Raw genomic sequence first — 18,277 nt, forward strand, 5'->3', positions numbered from 1 at the left:
GGATGGGCCTCTCCCGGTAAAGAACGGAAATTAGCACATCCTTCACGCCGCATGTATACGGTTACAGCCTTGTGCCGCCTGACTTCGCGGGTCATGGAGCGGACATCGTCCGGACATACGCTGGCGCAGGGGGGCGGTTCTGTGGGGCCGAGCATGGGCTCGGCTCTACAGGAAGCTAGGCCAGCAGCGTTTCCAGCTGCGCCGGCTCACGTGCCAGCTGACTGGCACCGGCTTCCGTCAATTCCGCCTCTCCGCCAAAGCCCCAGAGCACGCCGACACTGCGCAGGCCATGGTGGCGCGCGCCTTCGATGTCCATGCGCCGGTCGCCGATCATCCAGCACTGTGCCGGCTGCACCTGCAGCCGGCGCAGTGCCTCGCCGACCAGTTCCGGCTTGTGGCTGCGCGAGCCATCCAGGGTTGAACCGACGATCTCCTCGAACAGCCCACCGAACGGCAGGTGGGCGAGGATGCGGCGCGCGTGCGGCTCGTTCTTGGCGGTGACCACCGCCAGCCGGTGTCCACGGCCATGCAGCGTGCGCAGCGTGCCTTCCACCTGCGGGTACACCGTGTGCTCGCGCCAGCCTTCGACGTCGAAGCGCTCCCGGTAGTAGCCCACGGCCTGTTCCACCCGCGCCGGTTCGACGAACAACGGCGCGAAGGTGGTGCGCAGCGACGGACCGATCCAGCCCAGCAGGGTTTCCCGCGGCGGCACCGGATGGTCCATCTTCTGCAGCGCATAGGCGATGCAGGCGGTGATGCCCACCTGCGAATCGATCAGCGTGCCGTCGAGATCGAAGAACAGCACATCCTTGCCGCGCTCGGCACTCATGCGCCGCGCGCGTCGAGTGCCGCCACTGCCGGCAGGGTCTTGCCTTCCAGGAATTCCAGGAACGCGCCGCCACCGGTGGAGATGTAGCTGACGTCCTTGGCGATATCGAACTTGTCGACCGCCGCCAGGGTGTCGCCACCGCCGGCGATGGAGAACGCCTTCGAGCTGGCGATCGCGCGGGCCAGCGCTTCGGTGCCCTTGCTGAAGGCTTCGAACTCGAACACGCCGACCGGGCCGTTCCAGACCACGGTGCCGGCCTTCTCGATCAGCTGCGCGTACTGCGCGGCGGTCTGCGGGCCGATGTCCAGGATCAGGTCATCTTCGGCAACGGCATCGACCGCCTTCACTTCCGCGGCAGCGTCGGGCAGGAACTGCTTGGCGGTGACCACGTCCACCGGCAGCGGAATGTCGGCGCCGCGCGCCTTGGCATCGGCCACGATCTTCTTCGCGGTGTCCAGCAGGTCCGGCTCGTACAGGGACTTGCCGACGTTGTAGCCAGCTGCGGCGATGAAGGTGTTGGCGATGCCGCCACCGACGATCAGCTGGTCGACCTTGCCAACCAGATTGGCCAGCAACTCCAGCTTGGTGCTGACCTTGCTGCCGGCGACGATGGCCAGCAGCGGCTTGGCCGGTGCATCCAGTGCCTGCGCCAGCGCGTCCAGCTCGGCCATCAGCAGCGGGCCACCGGCCGCGACCGGTGCAAAGCGGATGACACCATGGGTGGAGGCCTGCGCACGGTGCGCGGTACCGAAGGCATCCATCACGAACACGTCGCACAGGGCGGCGTACTTCTTCGACAGGGCCTCGTCGTCCTTGCCCTCGCCGACGTTCATGCGGCAGTTTTCCAGCAGCACCAGCTGGCCCGGCTGCACGTCGACGCCGTCGACCCAGTCGCGCACCAGCGGAACTTCGCGGCCCAGCAGCTCGGACAGGCGCTGGGCGACCGGTGCCAGCGAATCGGCCTCGCTCCACACGCCTTCCTTCGGGCGCCCCAGGTGCGAGGTGACCATCACCGCCGCGCCCTGCTCCAGCGCGCGCTTGAGCGTCGGCAGCGAAGCGGTGATGCGCTGTTCGGAGGTGATGCGGCCATTCTCGATCGGCACGTTCAGATCCTGGCGGATCAGCACGCGCTTGCCGGAGAGGTCGAGGTCGGTCATGCGGACAATGGACATGGGCAACTCTTTGGCTCGGGGACGGGATGCCGGTCTGCGGCAGACGGCCATTGTATCGGGTGCGGCTGGAGGGAGGGCCGATGCCTGCGGCAGGCAGAGGCGAAGGGCAGATGCAACAGCAACAGCAACGGCCAAAGCGCTGGCGCTTCGTGGTGCTGTGAGTGGGCCGGGGTGGTGTGGGCTGGCAGGGGACGCCGTGAATCCATCCCTGGAGGCTTGGCAGCCGCATCCATGCGGCTGACACCCCTGCCAGCCCGCACCGCCCCGGCCTCGACAGGCACCTGAGGTGATGCAGATGGCAAAGGCAAAAGCGGTTTCTGGTGTCGGAGAAAAATGTAGAGCCGAGCCCGTGCTCGGCTGGGTCTATCGCGAACAGCAGCCGAGCATGGGCTCGGCTCTACAAAGAGCGCCCTGCCAAGCCGCTTTTGCTCTTCTTTTTTTCTTTCCGTGGGTGGACGCACACGGAAATTGTCAGAGGCCGGGCGGGGTGGGTTCGCGGAGGTGTCAGCCGCATGGATGCGGCTGCCAAGCCTACAAGGACGTACTTGCGGCGTCCCCCGCGAACCCGCCCCGCCCGGCCAAGCGCGGCTTTCGCTTTACGCGGCCACCCACGAGGGGCTGCGCCGTTCGCTGGAACCTATTCCGAAGGCGCAGGCTTCTGCCGAAGCAGGCTGAGCGCCAGGCCACCCACCACCAGTACGCCCAGGCCCAGCAACGCCCACAGCAACCACGATTTCCAATCGCGCTGCGGCTTCAGCGCCGCATCGCCGGCCAGCGGCTCCGGACTGCCTTCCAGGCGCGCCAGTGTTGGCTGCCACGAAGGATCGTTGCGCTGCCGAAGTTCCTCGATCAGCACCCCGATCGGCGCGTCCGTGCGGCGCGCGGTCGCGCTGCCCACCGCCAGTGCGTAGGGCGCCGCACCCTGGCTCAGGAACACCAGCACTTCCGGCTGGTAGCCCAGGCGCAGCGTCGGCGCGGTGGCGGTTTCCGCCGGATTCGCCACCAGTTTCCAGTAGCGGTCGCGGTGCGCCCCGCCCAGCGGCTGTGCCGCCGACTGCTGGCGCTGGCCCTGCGTGCCCTGCTGCACCTGATAGGCGATCCACGGCGCGCTGCGACGTTGCCATTCCGCACTCTCGTCATCGCGGCTGAACAGCGTCCATTGCACGAGGCTGTTATCGGTGCTGGCGACATCGGCACGCGCCACCGGGAACCGGCCATCCATCTCGAAGGTGTACTCGCCCTTGCCCGACGACGTCGGCTCCAGCGACAGCCATTCCCAGGGCAGCGTGGCCGGTGCTGGCGGCAGTTCCGCCAGTACGCCGCGCAGGGTCGGCAGGCGCGAGTCGCCCTGCGCCAGGATGCGCAGGTAGCGTGCAGCGCCGTCCACCTGCAGGCGGCGCTGCAGCAGGCGCTTGCCGGCGCGCTGCAGATCCACCAGCGGCACGTCGCGGCCAATCGATCGCCAGTGCCGCAGGTCGTCACTGGCATCCAGCTGCACCTGCGCCTGCAGCGGCTGGCCGCTGTCGGTCCAGTCCAGCACAAGTGCCGCCAGCGGCTGCTGGTCGAGCATGCTGGCGTCGATCAGCCAGCCGCCCTGCCCGCTCGCCGCTGCCCCGCCACCCACCCGCGCTTCGACCCGGCGCACGCGCCCATCGGTATCGCGCTCGGTCAGCAGCTGCAGGTCGTTGCGCTGTGCATCGGCCAACGGCGGCAGCACGAACCACGGCAGTTCACGCTGCACCGGCGACTGCGCCAGCGGCTGGTCCGGCGCCAGCAGTGCCGACGGCAACAACTGGCTGGCCGCGTTGAACACCTGCAGATCGCTGAGATCGGCGGTCACGGCACGGCGGTAGATCGCCGGCTCCAGCACGATACGGTAGGCACCGGACTGCGCACTGGACAATGTGAGCGGCCATTGCTCGGCATACTGCGTGCGGTAATCAGCCGCCTGTACCACGACGGCGGCCAGCATGCCGAACATCGCCGGCAGCAGCGCCCTGCTCCACTTCCTCATTGCGATTCCTCCACGGTCGGCGCCGCGCTTGGCGGTGCCGGTGCCAGATAACCCACGACCGTGCACAGCAGGCCGTAGGCGATGAACGATGCGATGCCCAGCAGGTTGCCCAGGTGCTGGCGATCGACAATAACCAGCTTGGCCAGCACCACGCCCATCAGCACGGCACCGACCATCCACAACACACGCTGGCTGCGACGCGAACCCCACACCCAGGCAATCACACCCAGCACGCTCCACAACACGGTCAGGCTGGTCTGCGCCAGGCTGAAGCGCATCATCGAGGCATTCCACGCCAGTCCACCCCATTGGTGTACGCCATGCAGCACCAGGCTGGTCAACGCGAGGAAGGCCGCCAGTGCCAGCAGCGGCATGCGGATGTTCAGCAATGCCTGCGGTGCCTCACTGCCGTACAGCCAGCGCGCCAGCAGCAGCAGGCTCAGCCACTGGCCGATCTCGGCCGGATTCAGCACCGGCAGCCACAGCAGCGGTGCGGCGTCGCCCGGCAGCAGCTGGCCCAGCAGCCAACCGATCGCCAGCAGGCCGAACAGCACGCACTGCAGCGGGACGCGCGCGCTGTCGAAGGCCGCGCCCAGCGGCCAGCGCAATGCGTTCCAGCGCCACAGCGACAGCGCCGCCATCAGCAGCCACGGCAAGGTCACCAGCAGGGTCGTCCAACCCTGCGCCAGGCCGGCCTCGCCACTACCCCACAAGGCCAGCAACGAAAGCAGCGACGGCCACAGCAGCCACCACAGGAACTGCGCGATGCGAGCCACGGTATCGCCGCCTTGGCGCAGGCACAGCAGGGTACGCACGCCCAGTACCGCGAACACCGCCCAGGCCAGCGCGCCGTGGCCGGCGAACGGCTGGTGGTGTGCATCGCTCTGCATCAGGGCCAGCGGGAAGCCCAGCGCGAGCATGGCCAGCGCGGTCACGCCCAGCGCACGCGCCGGCTGGCGACGCTGCGCTTCGGCCGCCAGCCAGGCAGTGACCGCGGCCAGCACCAGCAACGCGTCCACTTCGGTGCGGTACGGGAAGAAGCGGGTGATCTCATGGACCAGGCCGCCCAGCCACCACAGCAGGCCCCACAGGTAATACACCAGTGCGACCTCATGACGCGGCCTGCGCTGGTAGCTCCACGCCGACGCGAAGCCGGCCAGGGCCAGCAACAGCGCGCCAACGGCGGTCGGGTTGATCAGGAAGCGCAGGTCTTCGTGCCAGTGGTCGCCACCGGCAACGAAGGCGAATGCGGCGCCGATCTGCAGCAACGCGCCGGAGACCTGCGGCAGCCACCGCTTCTGGCGCAGCCCCAACCACGCCAGGCCAGCACCTTCCAGTGCAAACACGGCGCCCGTGGCGCGCGCCGACAATGCCAGCGGCACCGCCAGCGTGGCGAAACCCACCGCGAGCACGGCATGCGACTGCGCCAGCACGGTGTACGACGCACGTGCGATCAGCGCCCGGGCCAACACCGCGTAGATCGCCGCCAGGCCCAGCGCGCACAGTGCCAGCGTCATCGGTTGCGCGTGCAGCATGCCTGCCTGCAGCGAGAACGCGACCAGCGGCGTGCCGAACACCAGGCTGCCATCGATCAAGTCACGGCGGCCGGCCGGCTGCCGGCGCGCGTACAGCAGCGGAATCAGCAGGTAGAACACGAAGAACAGCACCAGGAACGGCTCAGTGCTGCTGAACTTGTCCGGTGCGTACTGCAGCACGCCCCAGAAGGTGCCGATGCCGAAGGTGAAGGCGAAGCCCAGCAGGTTCAGCGCGCGCCATGGGCGGAACCAGGCAATGGCGAAGATGCCCGCGTTGAGCACGGCGTAATAGCTGAACAGCCCCACGTGGTTGCCGCTGCCGGTGGACAGCCACAGCGGTGCCATGAAGCCGGCCAGGATGCCCAGCACGGCCAGCGTGCGCGAGTTCTGCACCACCGCCAGCACGCACAGCCCGGCCACCAGTGCGATCGAACTGGCAAAGGCAAAGGCCGGCGGAATCAGGTCGAAGCGCTTGAACGCCGCGAAGATGGTCAGCAGCAGTACGCCGATGGCACCGCCCTGCAGCGCCAGGGCAAACAGCCGCCGGCGTTCACGCTGGTGCCAACCGAAGGCCAGCAGGCCCAGCGCAGCCACGGTGATGCCGGCCAGGCGCAGTTCGATCGGCAGCACCAGCCAGCCTTGGTCGCTGACGTACTTCAGCAGCGCAGCGACACCGGCCAGCAGCACCAGCATGCCGATCTTGACCGGCACGTTGCCTTCGGTGAACCAGCGCTTGACCGCACCGATGCCACGCTCGATGACATTGGGCAGTGCCGGTTCGGAAGGCAACGGCGGCTGCACCGGCACCGGCGGCACGGGCGGTGGCGCAGCAGGACGAGGGACAGGCACCCCGGTGGGCGTTGCTTCGCGCACCGGTGGCTGCGGGGACGGAGGCACAGCAGCGGCGGCCGGCCGCAGGAACGGTGGATCGTCGCTGGCAGCAGGTGCGGCCACAGGCCGTTCAGGCGCGGGGGCGGTAGCGGCCGGCCTGACGGCGGTCGGCGCGGCGGCCATCGCGCTTTCCAGCGCAGCGACGCGGCGGCGCAGGCCGGCAATCATCACCAGCGCGACCACCAGCAACAGCGGGATGGCCAGAAGAACCAGTACGACCAGGGCTATCAGTGCTTCCATTGCGTGCTTCCAATGCGATCCCGCGCCCCAGCGGCGGCGGTCGACCGCCCCATGCTACGACAGGGTGGGTCCCATAAACGACGAACCCCGGCCAGGCCGGGGTCCGTCTGCGATCTACACCGGCCTTACTTGGCGGCGATGACCTTGGCCATTTCCAGGCACTTGTTGGAGTAGCCCCACTCGTTGTCGTACCAGGTCACCAGCTTGACGAAGGTGCCGTCCAGGGCGATGCCGGCGTCGGCGTCGAACACCGAGGTGCAGGTCTCGCCGCGGAAATCGGTGGCCACAACCTTGTCTTCGGTGTAGCCGAGGATGCCCTTCAGCGCGCCTTCGCTCTGTGCCTTCACTTCAGCGCAGATCTCGGCGTAGGTGGCTTCCTTCTCCAGCTCGACGGTCAGGTCGACCACCGATACGTCCGAGGTCGGGACGCGGAAGCTCATGCCGGTCAGCTTCTTGTTCAGTTCCGGGATGACCACGCCGACGGCCTTGGCCGCACCGGTGGACGAGGGAATGATGTTTTCCAGGATGCCACGGCCGCCGCGCCAGTCCTTGTTGGACGGGCCATCGACGGTCTTCTGGGTGGCGGTGGCCGCATGCACGGTGGTCATCAGGCCGCGCTTGATGCCCCACTTGTCATTGATGACCTTGGCCAGCGGAGCCAGGCAGTTGGTGGTGCACGACGCGTTGGAGATGATTGCCTGGCCAGCATAGGTCTTGTCGTTCACGCCGAACACGAACATCGGCGTGTCGTCCTTCGACGGGGCCGACATGATGACCTTCCTGGCGCCGGCATCGATGTGCTTCTGCGCGGTTTCCTTGGTCAGGAACAGGCCGGTGGCTTCCAGCACCACGTCGGCGCCGACTTCGTCCCACTTCAGGTTGGCCGGGTCGCGTTCCTGGGTCAGGCGGATCTTCTTGCCGTTGACCAGCAGGTCGTTGCCCTGCACCGCCACATCGGCCTTGAAGCGGCCGTGCACGGAGTCGTACTTGAGCATGTAGGCCAGGTAATCCGGCTCCAGCAGATCGTTGATGGCCACGATTTCGATGTCGTCGCCGAAGTTCAGCACCGCCGAGCGCAGGACGTTACGCCCGATGCGACCGAAACCGTTGATACCAACCTTGATTGCCATTTCTCAAGCTCCTGCAGCCGCGACGGGTGCGGCGGGATGGATAGGGCCCACAAGTCTAGCAGGCCGTGGCTGGCCACCGTGGGCCAGGCCGGGCCGCCAGCAGGTCGGCGGACAGGATTTGATCCGGATCAAAGCGTTAGCGCGGCGTGAGGCCGAGACTGTCGCCATCCACCCAGCAACGAGAACACCCCCATGCGCAAGACCTCCCCCCTGATCGTGGCCAGTCTGGCCGCCGCCCTGTCCCTCGCCGCCGCCCCGGCCATGGCCCAGTCCAAGGGCGACTGGACCGTTTCGGCCGGCGTGCACCAGGTGGCGCCGAAGTCGAACAACGGCTGGCTGGCCGGCGGCACCCTGAAGGTCGACGTCGACAACGACGTCAAGCCGACCATCACCGGCGAGTACTTCATCGCCGACAACCTGGGCATCGAAGTGCTGGCCGCGCTGCCGTTCAAGCACGACATCAACATCAACGGCCTGGGCCGTGTCGGCAGCACCAAGCAGCTGCCGCCGGTGGTGACCCTGCAGTACCACTTCAACAGCAAGGGCAAGGTGTCGCCGTTCGTTGGCGCGGGCGTGAACTACACCACCTTCTTCAGCGAAGACACCACCGGTGCATTGGCCGGCAGCAAGCTGAAGCTGCAGGATTCGTGGGGCCTGGCCGCGCATGCGGGCATCGACTTCGCGATCGGCGAGAAGGGCGCCCTGCGCGTGGACATGCGCTGGATCGACATCGACAGCAAGGTGAAGTTGAACGGCGAGAAGATCGGCACGGTCAATATCGATCCGCTGGTCTACGGCGCTTCGTACGTCTTCAAGTTCTAAGCGGTGTGTTGATTGCGGGGGCTTCGCCCCCGCTCCCCCGCTGCACGCAGAAACCCTCGCAGCATGTTGCCCCGGTGATTGCCGGGGCTTTTTTTGTTCCTGGGACTGAAGCAGTTCCGGAGCTGGGGCGAGGCGGGGAGCGGGGCCGGGACACGCCGTAAACCCATCCTTGGGGGCTCGATGGCGCCATCCATGGCGCCAACGGTCCCGGCCCCGTTCCCCGCCTCGCCCCTTCCCATCACCGCGTGCGTGCCAGCTCAAGCAAAGGCAAGGGCAGAGCCTGCACATCCGAGGCGTAATGGTTGCCTGCAATTGCAGAAGGCGGATTTTGATCCTGCATTTGTTTTTGATGTTGCCTTTGACGTTTGCATCCGCCTCCGCGGCCATGTTGGATGGGGGCTGCCCCTGCAGCCAGCCCCCAGCAGAAAGGAACGCGCCGCTCTTCAATCCACCTACCCCGCTAGAATGTGTGCATGAAAGCCCTGCACTCCCTGTTCCTCGCCGCCGCCCTGGCGCCGGCCCTGCTGTCCGTCTCCGCCCCCGCCCATGCCTGGGGCGCGCAAGGCCACCGCCTGGTTGCCGAAGTCGCCGACGCCCGCCTCAACCCCACCGCCCGCGCCGAAGTGGACCGCCTGCTGGCCACCGAAGCGGACGCCACCCTGGCCAGCATCGCGCCGTGGGCCGACCAGCTGCGCGCCAAGGACCCCAGCCTGGGCCGTCGTTCGGCCGGCTGGCACTACGTCAACATCGCCGAAGACGACTGCCACTACGAAGCACCGAAGCACTGCAAAAACGGCAACTGCATCGTCGAGGCCCTGAAAGCACAGAGCGCCATCCTGGGCGACCGCAGCCTGACCGATGGCGAGCGCCTGCAGGCACTGAAGTTCGTCGTGCACCTGGTCGGCGACATCCACCAGCCGATGCATGCCGGTTACGCCCATGACAAGGGCGGCAACGATTTCCAGCTGCAGTTCGGCAACCGCGGCACCAACCTGCACTCGCTGTGGGACAGCGGCATGCTCAACACCCGCAAGCTCGACGACACCGGCTATCTGCCCGTGCTGCAGGGCCAGCGCGCGCCGAAGCTGGCGCGCCAGTCCAACCCGCAGCGTGACCCGCAGGCCTGGGCCGAGGCCAGCTGCCGCATCTCCATGCAAGCTGGCGTTTATCCGGCGTCGCATAAAATCGGTGACGAATACACCGAGCGCTACCGGCCGCTGGCCGAAGCGCAGCTGCGACTGGCCGGTGAAAACCTGGCGCAGTTGCTGAATCGCGTGCTAGGCACGCGCTGAGGAGAATTCCGATGCCGGTCCAGGTGCAGTCGTTCTTCCACCGTGACAGCAATACCTTCAGCTACCTGGTCAGCGATCCGGCCAGCAGTGAGGCGGCGCTGATCGACCCGGTCCTGGACTACGACCCGGACACCGACGCCAGCAGCGAATCACCGCTGCGCGGGGCATTGCAGGCCATCGAACAGCAGGACCTTCAGCTGCGCTGGCTGCTGGAAACCCATGCCCATGCGGACCATGTGTCGGCCGGGCGCCGGCTCAAGCAGCGCTTCCCGCACGCCACGCTGGCCATCGGTGAAGGCATCCGCGCGGTGCAGGCCACGTTCGCGCCGCGCTATGGCCTGCAGCTTCCGGCCGCCGATGAGATCTTCGATCACCTGTTCAGCGACGGCGAAACCTTTGCCATTGGCGAGCTGCAAGGACAGGTGATCGCCGTGCCCGGCCACACCAGCGACAGCATCGCCTACCTGATCGGCGATGCGCTGTTCACCGGTGACTCGCTGTTCATGCCCGACGGCGGCACCGCACGCTGCGATTTCCCGGGTGGCGATGCCGCGCAGCTGTACCGCTCGATCCAGCGCCTGCTGGCGCTGCCCGATACCACCCGGGTTTTCGTCTGCCACGACTACGGCCCGGGGGGCCGTGATTTCGCCAACGAAACCACCATCGGTGAACAGCGCGCGCACAACATCCACGTGCATGACGGCGTGGCCGAGGCAGAGTTCGTCAGCGTGCGCCAGGCCCGCGATGCCACGCTGGAAGAACCGAAGCTGATGCAACCGGCGGTGAAGGCCAACATCCAGGGAGGGGCCTGACGTACGCCGGGCAGAGCCCGGCGCCATCGGTTTCCATCACGGACCGCGAGCGTTCATTTTCCCTGCGTGCGCACCACATGCTGGCCCTTCACGATCTCGAAGGTGAAGGCGTACTGCAGGGTGACCGCCACCGGCTCGACCCGTTCGGCGCCCCGGCAGTCACCGCGGTCGGCAGGCACCTTGCCAGCCGCGAAGTGGCAGACCGCTGCGGACGAGTACTTCCACATCGCCACGGCCTCCTGCGCAGCCTGCAGCAGGGGCGCATTCTCGCCCGCAGCACCTGCCGCGCACTCCGGGCGATCGGTCAATGGCAGGCTGCGCTCGACGACGCCGTTGGCATCAACCACCACCTGCAGGCAGATCGTGGTCGGCGCCAGTTCCGCACGCGGGTCACGATCGCCGACCTCCGGGTCCGGTGCCGCGTACAACTGCGGCATCCGGTAGCCCTCGGTCGCACCCAGCGAATACGCCTGCAACTGCCCACTGCCACCGCCCGCCTGCGGCTGCAGTCGCTGGTGGCCGACATTCTCGCTGCGGGTGTGCACGGTGGCCAGCCGTTCCTGGCTCGCACACCCCATCATCAGCGCCGCCACCACGAGCAGCGGCGCGGACTTCACTGGGCGTCCTCGCTGTTGTCCATCGCAAAGGTGATCGGAATCTTCACTGCGCCTGCCACCGGCTTGCCGTTCTTCATCGCCGGCCGATAGGTCCAGCTGCGCGCTGCGGTGATCGACACCGCGTCGAACACGCCCGGATTGGTGGCACTGAGCACCCTGACATCGGTGGGTTGGCCGCTGGCATCCACTTCCACGCGCAGGTTCACCACGCCCACCTGGCGCTCCTCGACCGCGGATTTCGGATAGGAAGGCGGTGGCATCTTGACGACCTGGATCTCCCGATCCATGACCGCCGCTGCCGGGCGGCCAGCCATCGCATCGCCCTGGCTGGCCCACGCTACTGCGCCCATTCCCAGGCACAACCCGACGACCAGCACCTGCCCCGATACCCACGGCAATGCCTTCCGCTTGGACTGCTTCAACATGGCGATACGCTCCTTCAACACGGGTTGGCTGCGCCAATGGCAGACCGCTGGCGCAACCGGGTGGACCAGCTGCGCCTTCAGCAGCGTGCTGGCGTAAAGCCCGCGCAGCGCAGGCTGCGGGGCGATGGTGCGGGCATCGCAGGCCAGTTCCTGGTCGCGCAGGAAGCAGCGTGCAGCCCAGAGCACCAGCGGGTGGAACCAGAACACCGCACGCATAAGCAGCAACGCACCATTGGCCCAGTGATCGCCATTGCGGCGGTGGCTGCGCTCGTGCTGCAGGATCAGCCCCTGTTCCTGTGCGCTGAACTGTTGATCGAAGTCCGGGCCAACCACGATTCGCGGCCGCCACAGGCCAACCAGTGCTGGCAGGCCTGGGTCACCACTGGCCTGCCAGCTGCCATCGGCGCGCGGCTTCAGCGGGCCCATGCGCCGTTCGAAACGACGCTGTGCGCGCAGGTCGCGCAGCAGGCAGATGCCCATGCCCAGCGCCCATGCCAGCAGCAACAGCGGTGCCCATGGCAGCGACGGCCCTGCCAGTTCGTCCACGGCCCCTGGCTCGACTTTCAGCAGCACTGTCGGCACGTGCTGCAACAGCGCAGCCTGCGGCAACGGCAGCAGCAAGGTCACCAGCAGCATCGGCAACAACCACCAGCTGCGATAAGCCAGTCCAGCGCCCCCCATCCACACCAGCAGCGGTCGCAGCACGGCCAGCAGGATCACCCCCATGGCCAGCCACACGCTGGCCTGCCACAGTCCACCGAGCAGCTCAGTCATGGTCCAGCTCCTGGATCAGCTTCTTCAGTTCGGCGATGTCCTGTGCGCTCAACTGGCCGCGTTCGCTGAAGTGCGCGACCAGCGGCGCCACGCGCCCTTCGAAGACACGGCCGATGAAGTCCTGGCTCTGCGCCTCCACCCACACCTGGCGCTGCAACAGCGGGCGATACAGATAGCGCCGGCCATCGCGCTCGGCGGCGATCGCGCCCTTGGTCAGCAGGCGGTTGAGCAGGGTCTTGATGGTCGGCTCGGCCCAGTCGCGGTGGGCCAGCGCGGCCACCACGTCATCGGCACTACGCGGTGCCTGATGCCACAGCACCTCCATCACAACGGCTTCGGCTTCGCTGATCGGGGTCATGATTTACATCCGTAATCGACAGCTCGATTACGCGCGTAATCGAACCGACTGTCAAGCCCCTCGACTCCGGATTCATCGGCTTTGCGCCAGCATCGAGCCCTCCCGGCCGAGGCCTCGGATGAAAGCGCTTCCCAAGAAGGAGTTCCCGGTCGAGCAGGCCCGCCGCTTCCTCGAACCCGGCCCGATCGTGCTGGTCAGCACCGCCTGGCGCGGCCAGCACAACCTGATGACGATGGGCTGGCACATGGTGATGGGCTTCTCGCCGTCACTGGTCGCCACCTACCTGTGGAATGAAAACCACAGCCATGCACTGGCCGTCGGCAGTGGCGAGTGCGTGATCAACGTACCCGGCGTGGAACTGCTCGATACCGTGGTGGACATCGGCAACTGCAGCGGCCGCGAGGTCGACAAGTTCGCCCGTTTCGGGCTCGATGCGCTGCCCGCGCGCGAGGTCGGCGCGCCGCTGGTCGGGCAGTGCCACTCGAACTTCGAATGCCGGTTGTACGACGACAGCCAGGTGGCGTCGAGCAATCTGTTCATCTGGGAGATCGTGCGCGCCCATGTTGCGCCCCGGCCGAAACTGCCGCGCACGGTGCATTACCGCGGCGATGGGCAGTTCATGGTGTCCGGCGCAGAAGTCTCGCGTCGACGGCGGTTCAAGCCCGACATGCTGTAATGCCCGCACTCCCCCACACGCAGGACCGCCGCGCATGACCGAACACCTCACCGACCTGGACGCCGCCGTCGACTGGCTGTTTGCGCGCGTGGACGGGCCGCTGCGGATCGGGGCACCGCTGGCACTGGGCAAGCCGCATCGGCTGCTCAATGCCCTCTACGCACGCGTCGAACATGATCCTTCGCGGCCGCTGCAGCTGTATACCGCGCTGTCGTTGAACCCGCCGAAGGCGCGGGGCAACGGCCTGGAGGCGCGCTTCCTGGCACCGTTCGCGCAACGCCATTTCGGCGACGACTTCCCGCGCCTGGCCTATGCCGATGCGATCGCGCGCGACGCGTTGCCAGCGCACGTGCAGGTGGAAGAGTTCTACATGCAGTCCGGCGCCCTACTCGGGTCGCGGCAGGCGCAATCCAGCTATACCAGCCTGAACTACACCCATGCCGCCGACGCGGTCGCGCAGCGCGCGCCGCAGGTGATCGTGCAGAAGGTGGCGATGCGGCCGAATGACCGTCGGCTTTCGCTGTCGTGCAACAACGACATCACCCAGGACACGCTCGATGCGATGACCGCGCGTGGCCTGCCACGCCCGTTGCTGATTGCCGAGATCGATCCGCAGCTGCCCTATCTGGGCGGCTCGGCGACGGTCGATGTGTCGTTCTTCGATCTCGTGATCACTCCGCCTCCGCCGTACCCGGCGCTGTTCGGGCTGCCGCGGCAGCCGGTCGGCGACGCCGACTACGCCATCGGCCTGTATGCCAGCACCCTGGTACGCGATGGCGGCACCCTGCAGATCGGCATCGGCACGCTGGCCGATGCCCTCAGCCATGCGCTGGTGCTGCGCCACACCGACAACGCGCGCTACCGCCGCGTGCTGCACGCGCTGGATCCGCAGCTGGTCAGCCACCCGCTGGTGCAGGAGATCGGCGGCGTGGATCCATTCGAGGTGGGCCTGTACGGCTGCAGCGAGATGCTCAATGAAGGCTTCCGCCGCCTGGTGCAGACCGGGGTGATCAGGCGCAAGGTGCACGACGACCTGGCGCTGATGCAGCGCATCGAGAATGGCAGCACGTTGTCGATCGACCACGCCACCCTCGCCGCGGAAGGCGAGTACCTGCATGGCGCGTTCTACCTGGGCTCGCCGGAGTTCTACGAGTGGCTGCGCACGCTGCCGGAAGACGAATGCCGTGCGATCGGCATGCGCCGCATCAGCGAGATCAACCAGCTGTATGGCGGTAACGAGGCACTGGAGCGCCTGCAGCGCCGCCATGCGCGTTTCTTCAATTCCTGCATGATGGCTACCGCGCTCGGCGCGGCGGTATCGGATGCGCTGGACGATGGACGCGTGGTGTCGGGCGTGGGCGGCCAGTACAACTTCGTGGCGATGGCACATGCCCTGCCGGAAGCGCGCAGCGTGCTGATGTTCCGTGCCGCACGCGATGACAAGGGCCACCGGGAATCGAACGTGCGCTGGAACTACGGCCACACCACCATCCCGCGCCACCTGCGCGACATTTACCTCAACGAATACGGCATCGCCGATCTGCGCGGCCTGACCGACGAAGACTGCGTGCATGCGATGACCGCAATTACCGAAGCGCCCTTCCAGGGCGATCTGCTGCAGCAGGCACAGGCCTCGCGCAAGCTGCTGGCGGCGTCCCAGCCCGACCCGCAGCGCCAGCAGCGCAACACGCCGCAGGCACTGGCCGCGGCACTGGCCCCATTCCGTGCCGATGGCAGCCTGCCGGACTACCCGCTGGGCAGCGACTTCAACGAGATCGAGCAGGTGCTGGTCAAAGCGCTGGCGTGGCTGAAGGCCAACACGCAGTCCCGCAGCGACAAGCTGCGCACCGTCTGGGCAGCGCTGCGGCAACCGGCCGGCGACGGCGATGCCGTGTACCTGCAGCGCATGGGCCTGCAGGCACCGAAAGACTTCGCCGAACGCCTGGACGCGCGGCTGCTGCGGCTGGCGCTGGCGCGTACCGCCTGAGAAAAAGGGGACGGAGGGAATTAAGTCGTTTGTGCACAAACGACTTAATTCCCTCCGTCCCCTTTTTCTTCCGGCAACGAGAAAGGCCGGCTTGCGCCGGCCTTTCCTTTGTTGCGCCGAGAGGCTGCTTACAGCGCCTTGGCGGCCTCCACCACGTGCGCCGTGGTGATGCCGAAGTGCTTGTACAGCTGGTCGGCCGGGGCCGAGGCACCGAAGGTGTCGATACCGATCACGGCACCGTCCAGGCCGACGAACTGGCGCCAGAAACCGGTGACGCCAGCTTCCACGGCCACGCGCTTGCGCACCGCGTTCGGCAGCACCGATTCACGGTAGGCCGCATCCTGGCGCAGGAACACGTCGGTGGACGGCATCGAGACCACGCGGGTCTTGATACCGGCCGCGTCCAGCTGGGCCTTGGCTTCGGTGGCCAGCGAGACTTCCGAGCCGGTGGCGATCAGGATCACGTCCGGGGTACCGGCGGCATCGGCCAGCACGTAACCGCCGCGCTCGATCTGCTTGATCTGCTCGGCGCTGCGCGGCTGGTGCGGCAGGTTCTGGCGGCTGAACACCAGGCAGCTCGGGCCGTCCTGGCGGGTGATCGCGGCCTTCCAGCTCACGGCCGACTCGACCGCATCGCACGGGCGCCACACGTCGTTGTTCGGGATGTAGCGCAGCGAGGCCAGGTGCTCCACCGGCTGGTGGGTCGGGCCGTCTTCGCCCAGGCCGATCGAGTCGTGGGTATAGACGTGGATGGCGTGGGCCGGAATCAGCGCGCTCATGCGCACGCCGTTGCGGGCGTAATCGCTGAACACCAGGAAGGTGGCGTCGAACGGAATGAAGCCACCGTGCAGGGCCAGGCCATTGGCGATGGCGGTCATGCCGAACTCGCGCACGCCGTAGTACACGTAGTTGGCGTTGGCGTCGTCGCTGGCGACCGACCTGCTGCCCTTCCACAGGGTCAGGTTGGAGTGCGCCAGGTCGGCCGAGCCACCGACGATTTCCGGCAGCAGCGGCGCATAGGCTTCGATGGCCAGCTGCGAGGCCTTGCGCGAGGCGATCGTCGGGCCCTCGGCGGCCACCTGGGCGATGTAGGCATCGGCCTTGGCAACGAAGTCGGCCGGCAGCTCGCCATGCGAGCGGCGGGTCAGCTCAGCCGCCTCCGCCGGATACTGGCTGGCGTACTTGTCGAACAGCTGTTCCCACTCGGCCTGGCGCAGCGTGCCGGCGCCATTGGCGCGCCAGCCGTCGTAGATCGCCTGCGGGATCTCGAACGGGCCGTATTCCCAGCCCAGCTGCTTGCGGGTGGCTTCCAGCTCGTCCTTGCCCAGCGGAGCACCGTGGCTGGATTCCTTGCCCGCCTTGTTCGGCGAACCGAAGCCGATGGTGGTGCGGCAGCAGATCAGGGTCGGCTTGTCGCTCTGCGACAGCGCGGCCTCGATGCCGGCCTTGATGCTTTCCGGGTCGTGGCCGTCAACATCGCGGATCACGTTCCAGCCATAGGCCTCGAAACGTTCCGGGGTGTTGTCGGTGAACCAGCCCTCGACGTTGCCGTCGATGGAGATGTGGTTGTTGTCCCAGAAGCAGACCAGCTTGTGCAGGCCCCAGGTGCCGGCCAGCGAGGCCGCTTCGTGCGACACGCCTTCCATCAGGCAGCCATCACCCATGAACACCCAAGTGCGGTGGTCGACCACTTCCAGCTCCGGGCGGTTGAAGCGCTGTGCCAGCAGCTTCTCGGCCAGGGCGAAGCCCACGGCATTGGCGAAACCCTGTCCCAGCGGGCCGGTGGTGGTTTCCACGCCCGGGGTCTCGTGGCGCTCCGGGTGGCCGGCGGTGTGGCTGCCCAGCTGGCGGAACAGCTTGAGCTGCTCGATCGGCAGGTCGTAACCGCTCAGGTGCAGCAGCGCGTACTGCAGCATCGAACCGTGGCCGTTGGACAGCACGAAACGGTCGCGGTTGAACCAGTGCGGGTTGCTCGGGTTATGGCGGAGGTAGTCGTTCCAGAGGACTTCGGCGATGTCGGCCATGCCCATGGGCATGCCGGGGTGGCCGGACTTTGCGGTTTCAACCGCATCGGCGGCGAGGAAGCGGATGGCGTTGGCCAACTGGCGACGGGTAGGCTGCGTCATGGTTCTGTCGGAATCGGGAGGCGGCCGCGGACGTGCGGGCGGCCTATTGTCCCACAGACGCGGGGCCGGGTTCAGGCGTAGGACCAGATCCCTTGCCAGTGAAAGGGATCTGGTCCCGCCACCCCCTTACTTGGGCGCGGCAGCCTCGATCACGCCACACATCGACTTCTTCTGGAAGTCCTCGCCAGTGGCGTAGGTGGCCGGGGTGGTCTTGGTCACGGTGATCTTCGAACCCTTGCCCTCGGCTTCAACCAGCACGTTCCACGGCAGGGTGGTCTGGCCACCATTGAACTGGACGTTCTGTTCCAGGGTCAGCATGCCCAGGTCCTTGTCCACGCTGGCCACCTTCAGGCCCGACTTCACGCCCTCGATCTGGATACGCTTGAGAGCGTCGGCCGGGGTAACGTTGGGCACCACGTCCCAGGTGGTGAAGGTGCGCCCGGCGAAGAAGCTGCCGGTCTTGGTGTAGTTGGTTTCACAGGCCTTCTGGGCACTGGCGTCGAAAGCCAGCAGGCCCAGGGCGGCGACCATCACGTACGAAATCCTCATTTCTGCTCCCTTTCGCACGGCGCCAATC

Annotated in this window: 15 protein-coding genes; 5 read left to right on the forward strand and 10 right to left on the reverse strand. The window is 67.1% G+C overall.

Translation table 11 applies throughout. The annotated features are described in order from the left end of the window. Nucleotides 1-175: 175 nt before the first annotated feature. From ACUDTM_RS08600 to gap, 5 genes are all read right to left on the reverse strand, one after another. The gene (locus ACUDTM_RS08600) at nt 176-829 is read right to left on the reverse strand and encodes an HAD hydrolase-like protein (RefSeq protein WP_088496279.1); all 654 of its coding nucleotides are present in this window, start codon (nt 827-829) and stop codon (nt 176-178) included. Next, nucleotides 826-2,001 (reverse strand): phosphoglycerate kinase, encoded by a 1,176-nt coding sequence (locus tag ACUDTM_RS08605; RefSeq protein WP_072168480.1) that lies wholly within the window; start codon nt 1,999-2,001, stop codon nt 826-828. Before ACUDTM_RS08605 ends, ACUDTM_RS08600 begins: the two co-directional genes overlap by 4 nt. A gap of 637 nt (nt 2,002-2,638) precedes the next feature. Next, nucleotides 2,639-4,015 (reverse strand): DUF3999 domain-containing protein, encoded by a 1,377-nt coding sequence (locus ACUDTM_RS08610; RefSeq protein WP_353080594.1) that lies wholly within the window; start codon nt 4,013-4,015, stop codon nt 2,639-2,641. Further along, nucleotides 4,012-6,681: a DUF2339 domain-containing protein gene (locus ACUDTM_RS08615; RefSeq protein ID WP_353080595.1), complete on the reverse strand. Its 2,670-nt coding sequence runs from the start codon at nt 6,679-6,681 to the stop codon at nt 4,012-4,014. The genes ACUDTM_RS08610 and ACUDTM_RS08615 overlap by 4 nt, the downstream gene beginning before the upstream one ends. A gap of 125 nt (nt 6,682-6,806) precedes the next feature. Further along, nucleotides 6,807-7,811: a type I glyceraldehyde-3-phosphate dehydrogenase gene (gene gap / locus ACUDTM_RS08620; protein ID WP_005418885.1), complete on the reverse strand. Its 1,005-nt coding sequence runs from the start codon at nt 7,809-7,811 to the stop codon at nt 6,807-6,809. Nucleotides 7,812-8,003: 192 nt separating this feature from the next. Between gap and ACUDTM_RS08625 the strand changes: the two genes are divergently transcribed. The 3 genes from ACUDTM_RS08625 to ACUDTM_RS08635 all read left to right on the forward strand — a co-directional run bounded on the left by ACUDTM_RS08625 (nt 8,004) and on the right by ACUDTM_RS08635 (nt 10,737). Next, entirely contained in the window at nt 8,004-8,633 is a 630-nt protein-coding gene (locus ACUDTM_RS08625) for an OmpW/AlkL family protein (RefSeq protein ID WP_049410595.1), read from the forward strand. A gap of 473 nt (nt 8,634-9,106) precedes the next feature. After that, the gene (locus tag ACUDTM_RS08630; protein WP_072168477.1) at nt 9,107-9,925 is read left to right on the forward strand and encodes a S1/P1 nuclease; all 819 of its coding nucleotides are present in this window, start codon (nt 9,107-9,109) and stop codon (nt 9,923-9,925) included. An 11-nt stretch (nt 9,926-9,936) separates the two neighbouring features. After that, nucleotides 9,937-10,737, forward strand: coding sequence for an MBL fold metallo-hydrolase (locus tag ACUDTM_RS08635; protein WP_065179072.1), 801 nt, complete (start codon nt 9,937-9,939; stop codon nt 10,735-10,737). 53 nt (nt 10,738-10,790) lie between these two features. Here the strand turns inward: ACUDTM_RS08635 and ACUDTM_RS08640 are convergent, their stop codons facing one another. From ACUDTM_RS08640 to ACUDTM_RS08650, 3 genes are read right to left on the reverse strand one after another with little or no spacing between them, the layout of a single operon-like run. Then, nucleotides 10,791-11,354 carry a hypothetical protein gene (locus tag ACUDTM_RS08640; RefSeq protein ID WP_069139291.1) on the reverse strand — a complete coding sequence of 188 codons (564 nt, stop codon included), beginning with the start codon at nt 11,352-11,354 and terminating at the stop codon, nt 10,791-10,793. Continuing rightward, nucleotides 11,351-12,553 (reverse strand): M56 family metallopeptidase, encoded by a 1,203-nt coding sequence (locus ACUDTM_RS08645; protein ID WP_069139290.1) that lies wholly within the window; start codon nt 12,551-12,553, stop codon nt 11,351-11,353. Before ACUDTM_RS08645 ends, ACUDTM_RS08640 begins: the two co-directional genes overlap by 4 nt. Further along, nucleotides 12,546-12,911 (reverse strand): BlaI/MecI/CopY family transcriptional regulator, encoded by a 366-nt coding sequence (locus ACUDTM_RS08650; RefSeq protein ID WP_005418895.1) that lies wholly within the window; start codon nt 12,909-12,911, stop codon nt 12,546-12,548. Before ACUDTM_RS08650 ends, ACUDTM_RS08645 begins: the two co-directional genes overlap by 8 nt. A 118-nt stretch (nt 12,912-13,029) precedes the next feature. Here ACUDTM_RS08650 and ACUDTM_RS08655 point away from each other — a divergent pair, with 118 nt between their 5' ends. Next, complete coding sequence (locus ACUDTM_RS08655) at nt 13,030-13,587, forward strand: flavin reductase family protein (protein ID WP_005418896.1); 558 nt, start codon at nt 13,030-13,032, stop codon at nt 13,585-13,587. 34 nt (nt 13,588-13,621) lie between these two features. Beyond that, the gene (locus ACUDTM_RS08660; protein ID WP_151355066.1) at nt 13,622-15,574 is read left to right on the forward strand and encodes an acetyl-CoA hydrolase/transferase C-terminal domain-containing protein; all 1,953 of its coding nucleotides are present in this window, start codon (nt 13,622-13,624) and stop codon (nt 15,572-15,574) included. Nucleotides 15,575-15,702: 128 nt separating this feature from the next. Here the strand turns inward: ACUDTM_RS08660 and tkt are convergent, their stop codons facing one another. Then, the gene (gene tkt / locus ACUDTM_RS08665) at nt 15,703-17,700 is read right to left on the reverse strand and encodes a transketolase (protein ID WP_065179078.1); all 1,998 of its coding nucleotides are present in this window, start codon (nt 17,698-17,700) and stop codon (nt 15,703-15,705) included. A 126-nt stretch (nt 17,701-17,826) separates the two neighbouring features. After that, a complete protein-coding gene (locus ACUDTM_RS08670) occupies nt 17,827-18,249 on the reverse strand; it encodes a hypothetical protein (protein WP_227837915.1) in 423 nt (140 codons plus the stop codon). Nucleotides 18,250-18,277: the final 28 nt, after the last annotated feature.

The organism is Stenotrophomonas maltophilia group sp. vghtpe118, from assembly GCF_052605195.1.

What these genes read in the sequence shown, in the direction of transcription:
- ACUDTM_RS08600 (WP_088496279.1), bottom strand. Translation starts at nt 829, where the DNA reads ATGAGTGCCGAGCGCGGCAAGGATGTGCTGTTCTTCGATCTCGACGGC.
- ACUDTM_RS08605 (WP_072168480.1), bottom strand. Translation starts at nt 2,001, where the DNA reads ATGTCCATTGTCCGCATGACCGACCTCGACCTCTCCGGCAAGCGCGTG.
- ACUDTM_RS08610 (WP_353080594.1), bottom strand. Translation starts at nt 4,015, where the DNA reads ATGAGGAAGTGGAGCAGGGCGCTGCTGCCGGCGATGTTCGGCATGCTG.
- ACUDTM_RS08615 (WP_353080595.1), bottom strand. Translation starts at nt 6,681, where the DNA reads ATGGAAGCACTGATAGCCCTGGTCGTACTGGTTCTTCTGGCCATCCCG.
- gap (WP_005418885.1), bottom strand. Translation starts at nt 7,811, where the DNA reads ATGGCAATCAAGGTTGGTATCAACGGTTTCGGTCGCATCGGGCGTAAC.
- ACUDTM_RS08625 (WP_049410595.1), top strand. Translation starts at nt 8,004, where the DNA reads ATGCGCAAGACCTCCCCCCTGATCGTGGCCAGTCTGGCCGCCGCCCTG.
- ACUDTM_RS08630 (WP_072168477.1), top strand. Translation starts at nt 9,107, where the DNA reads ATGAAAGCCCTGCACTCCCTGTTCCTCGCCGCCGCCCTGGCGCCGGCC.
- ACUDTM_RS08635 (WP_065179072.1), top strand. Translation starts at nt 9,937, where the DNA reads ATGCCGGTCCAGGTGCAGTCGTTCTTCCACCGTGACAGCAATACCTTC.
- ACUDTM_RS08645 (WP_069139290.1), bottom strand. Translation starts at nt 12,553, where the DNA reads ATGACTGAGCTGCTCGGTGGACTGTGGCAGGCCAGCGTGTGGCTGGCC.
- ACUDTM_RS08650 (WP_005418895.1), bottom strand. Translation starts at nt 12,911, where the DNA reads ATGACCCCGATCAGCGAAGCCGAAGCCGTTGTGATGGAGGTGCTGTGG.
- ACUDTM_RS08655 (WP_005418896.1), top strand. Translation starts at nt 13,030, where the DNA reads ATGAAAGCGCTTCCCAAGAAGGAGTTCCCGGTCGAGCAGGCCCGCCGC.
- ACUDTM_RS08660 (WP_151355066.1), top strand. Translation starts at nt 13,622, where the DNA reads ATGACCGAACACCTCACCGACCTGGACGCCGCCGTCGACTGGCTGTTT.
- tkt (WP_065179078.1), bottom strand. Translation starts at nt 17,700, where the DNA reads ATGACGCAGCCTACCCGTCGCCAGTTGGCCAACGCCATCCGCTTCCTC.
- ACUDTM_RS08670 (WP_227837915.1), bottom strand. Translation starts at nt 18,249, where the DNA reads ATGAGGATTTCGTACGTGATGGTCGCCGCCCTGGGCCTGCTGGCTTTC.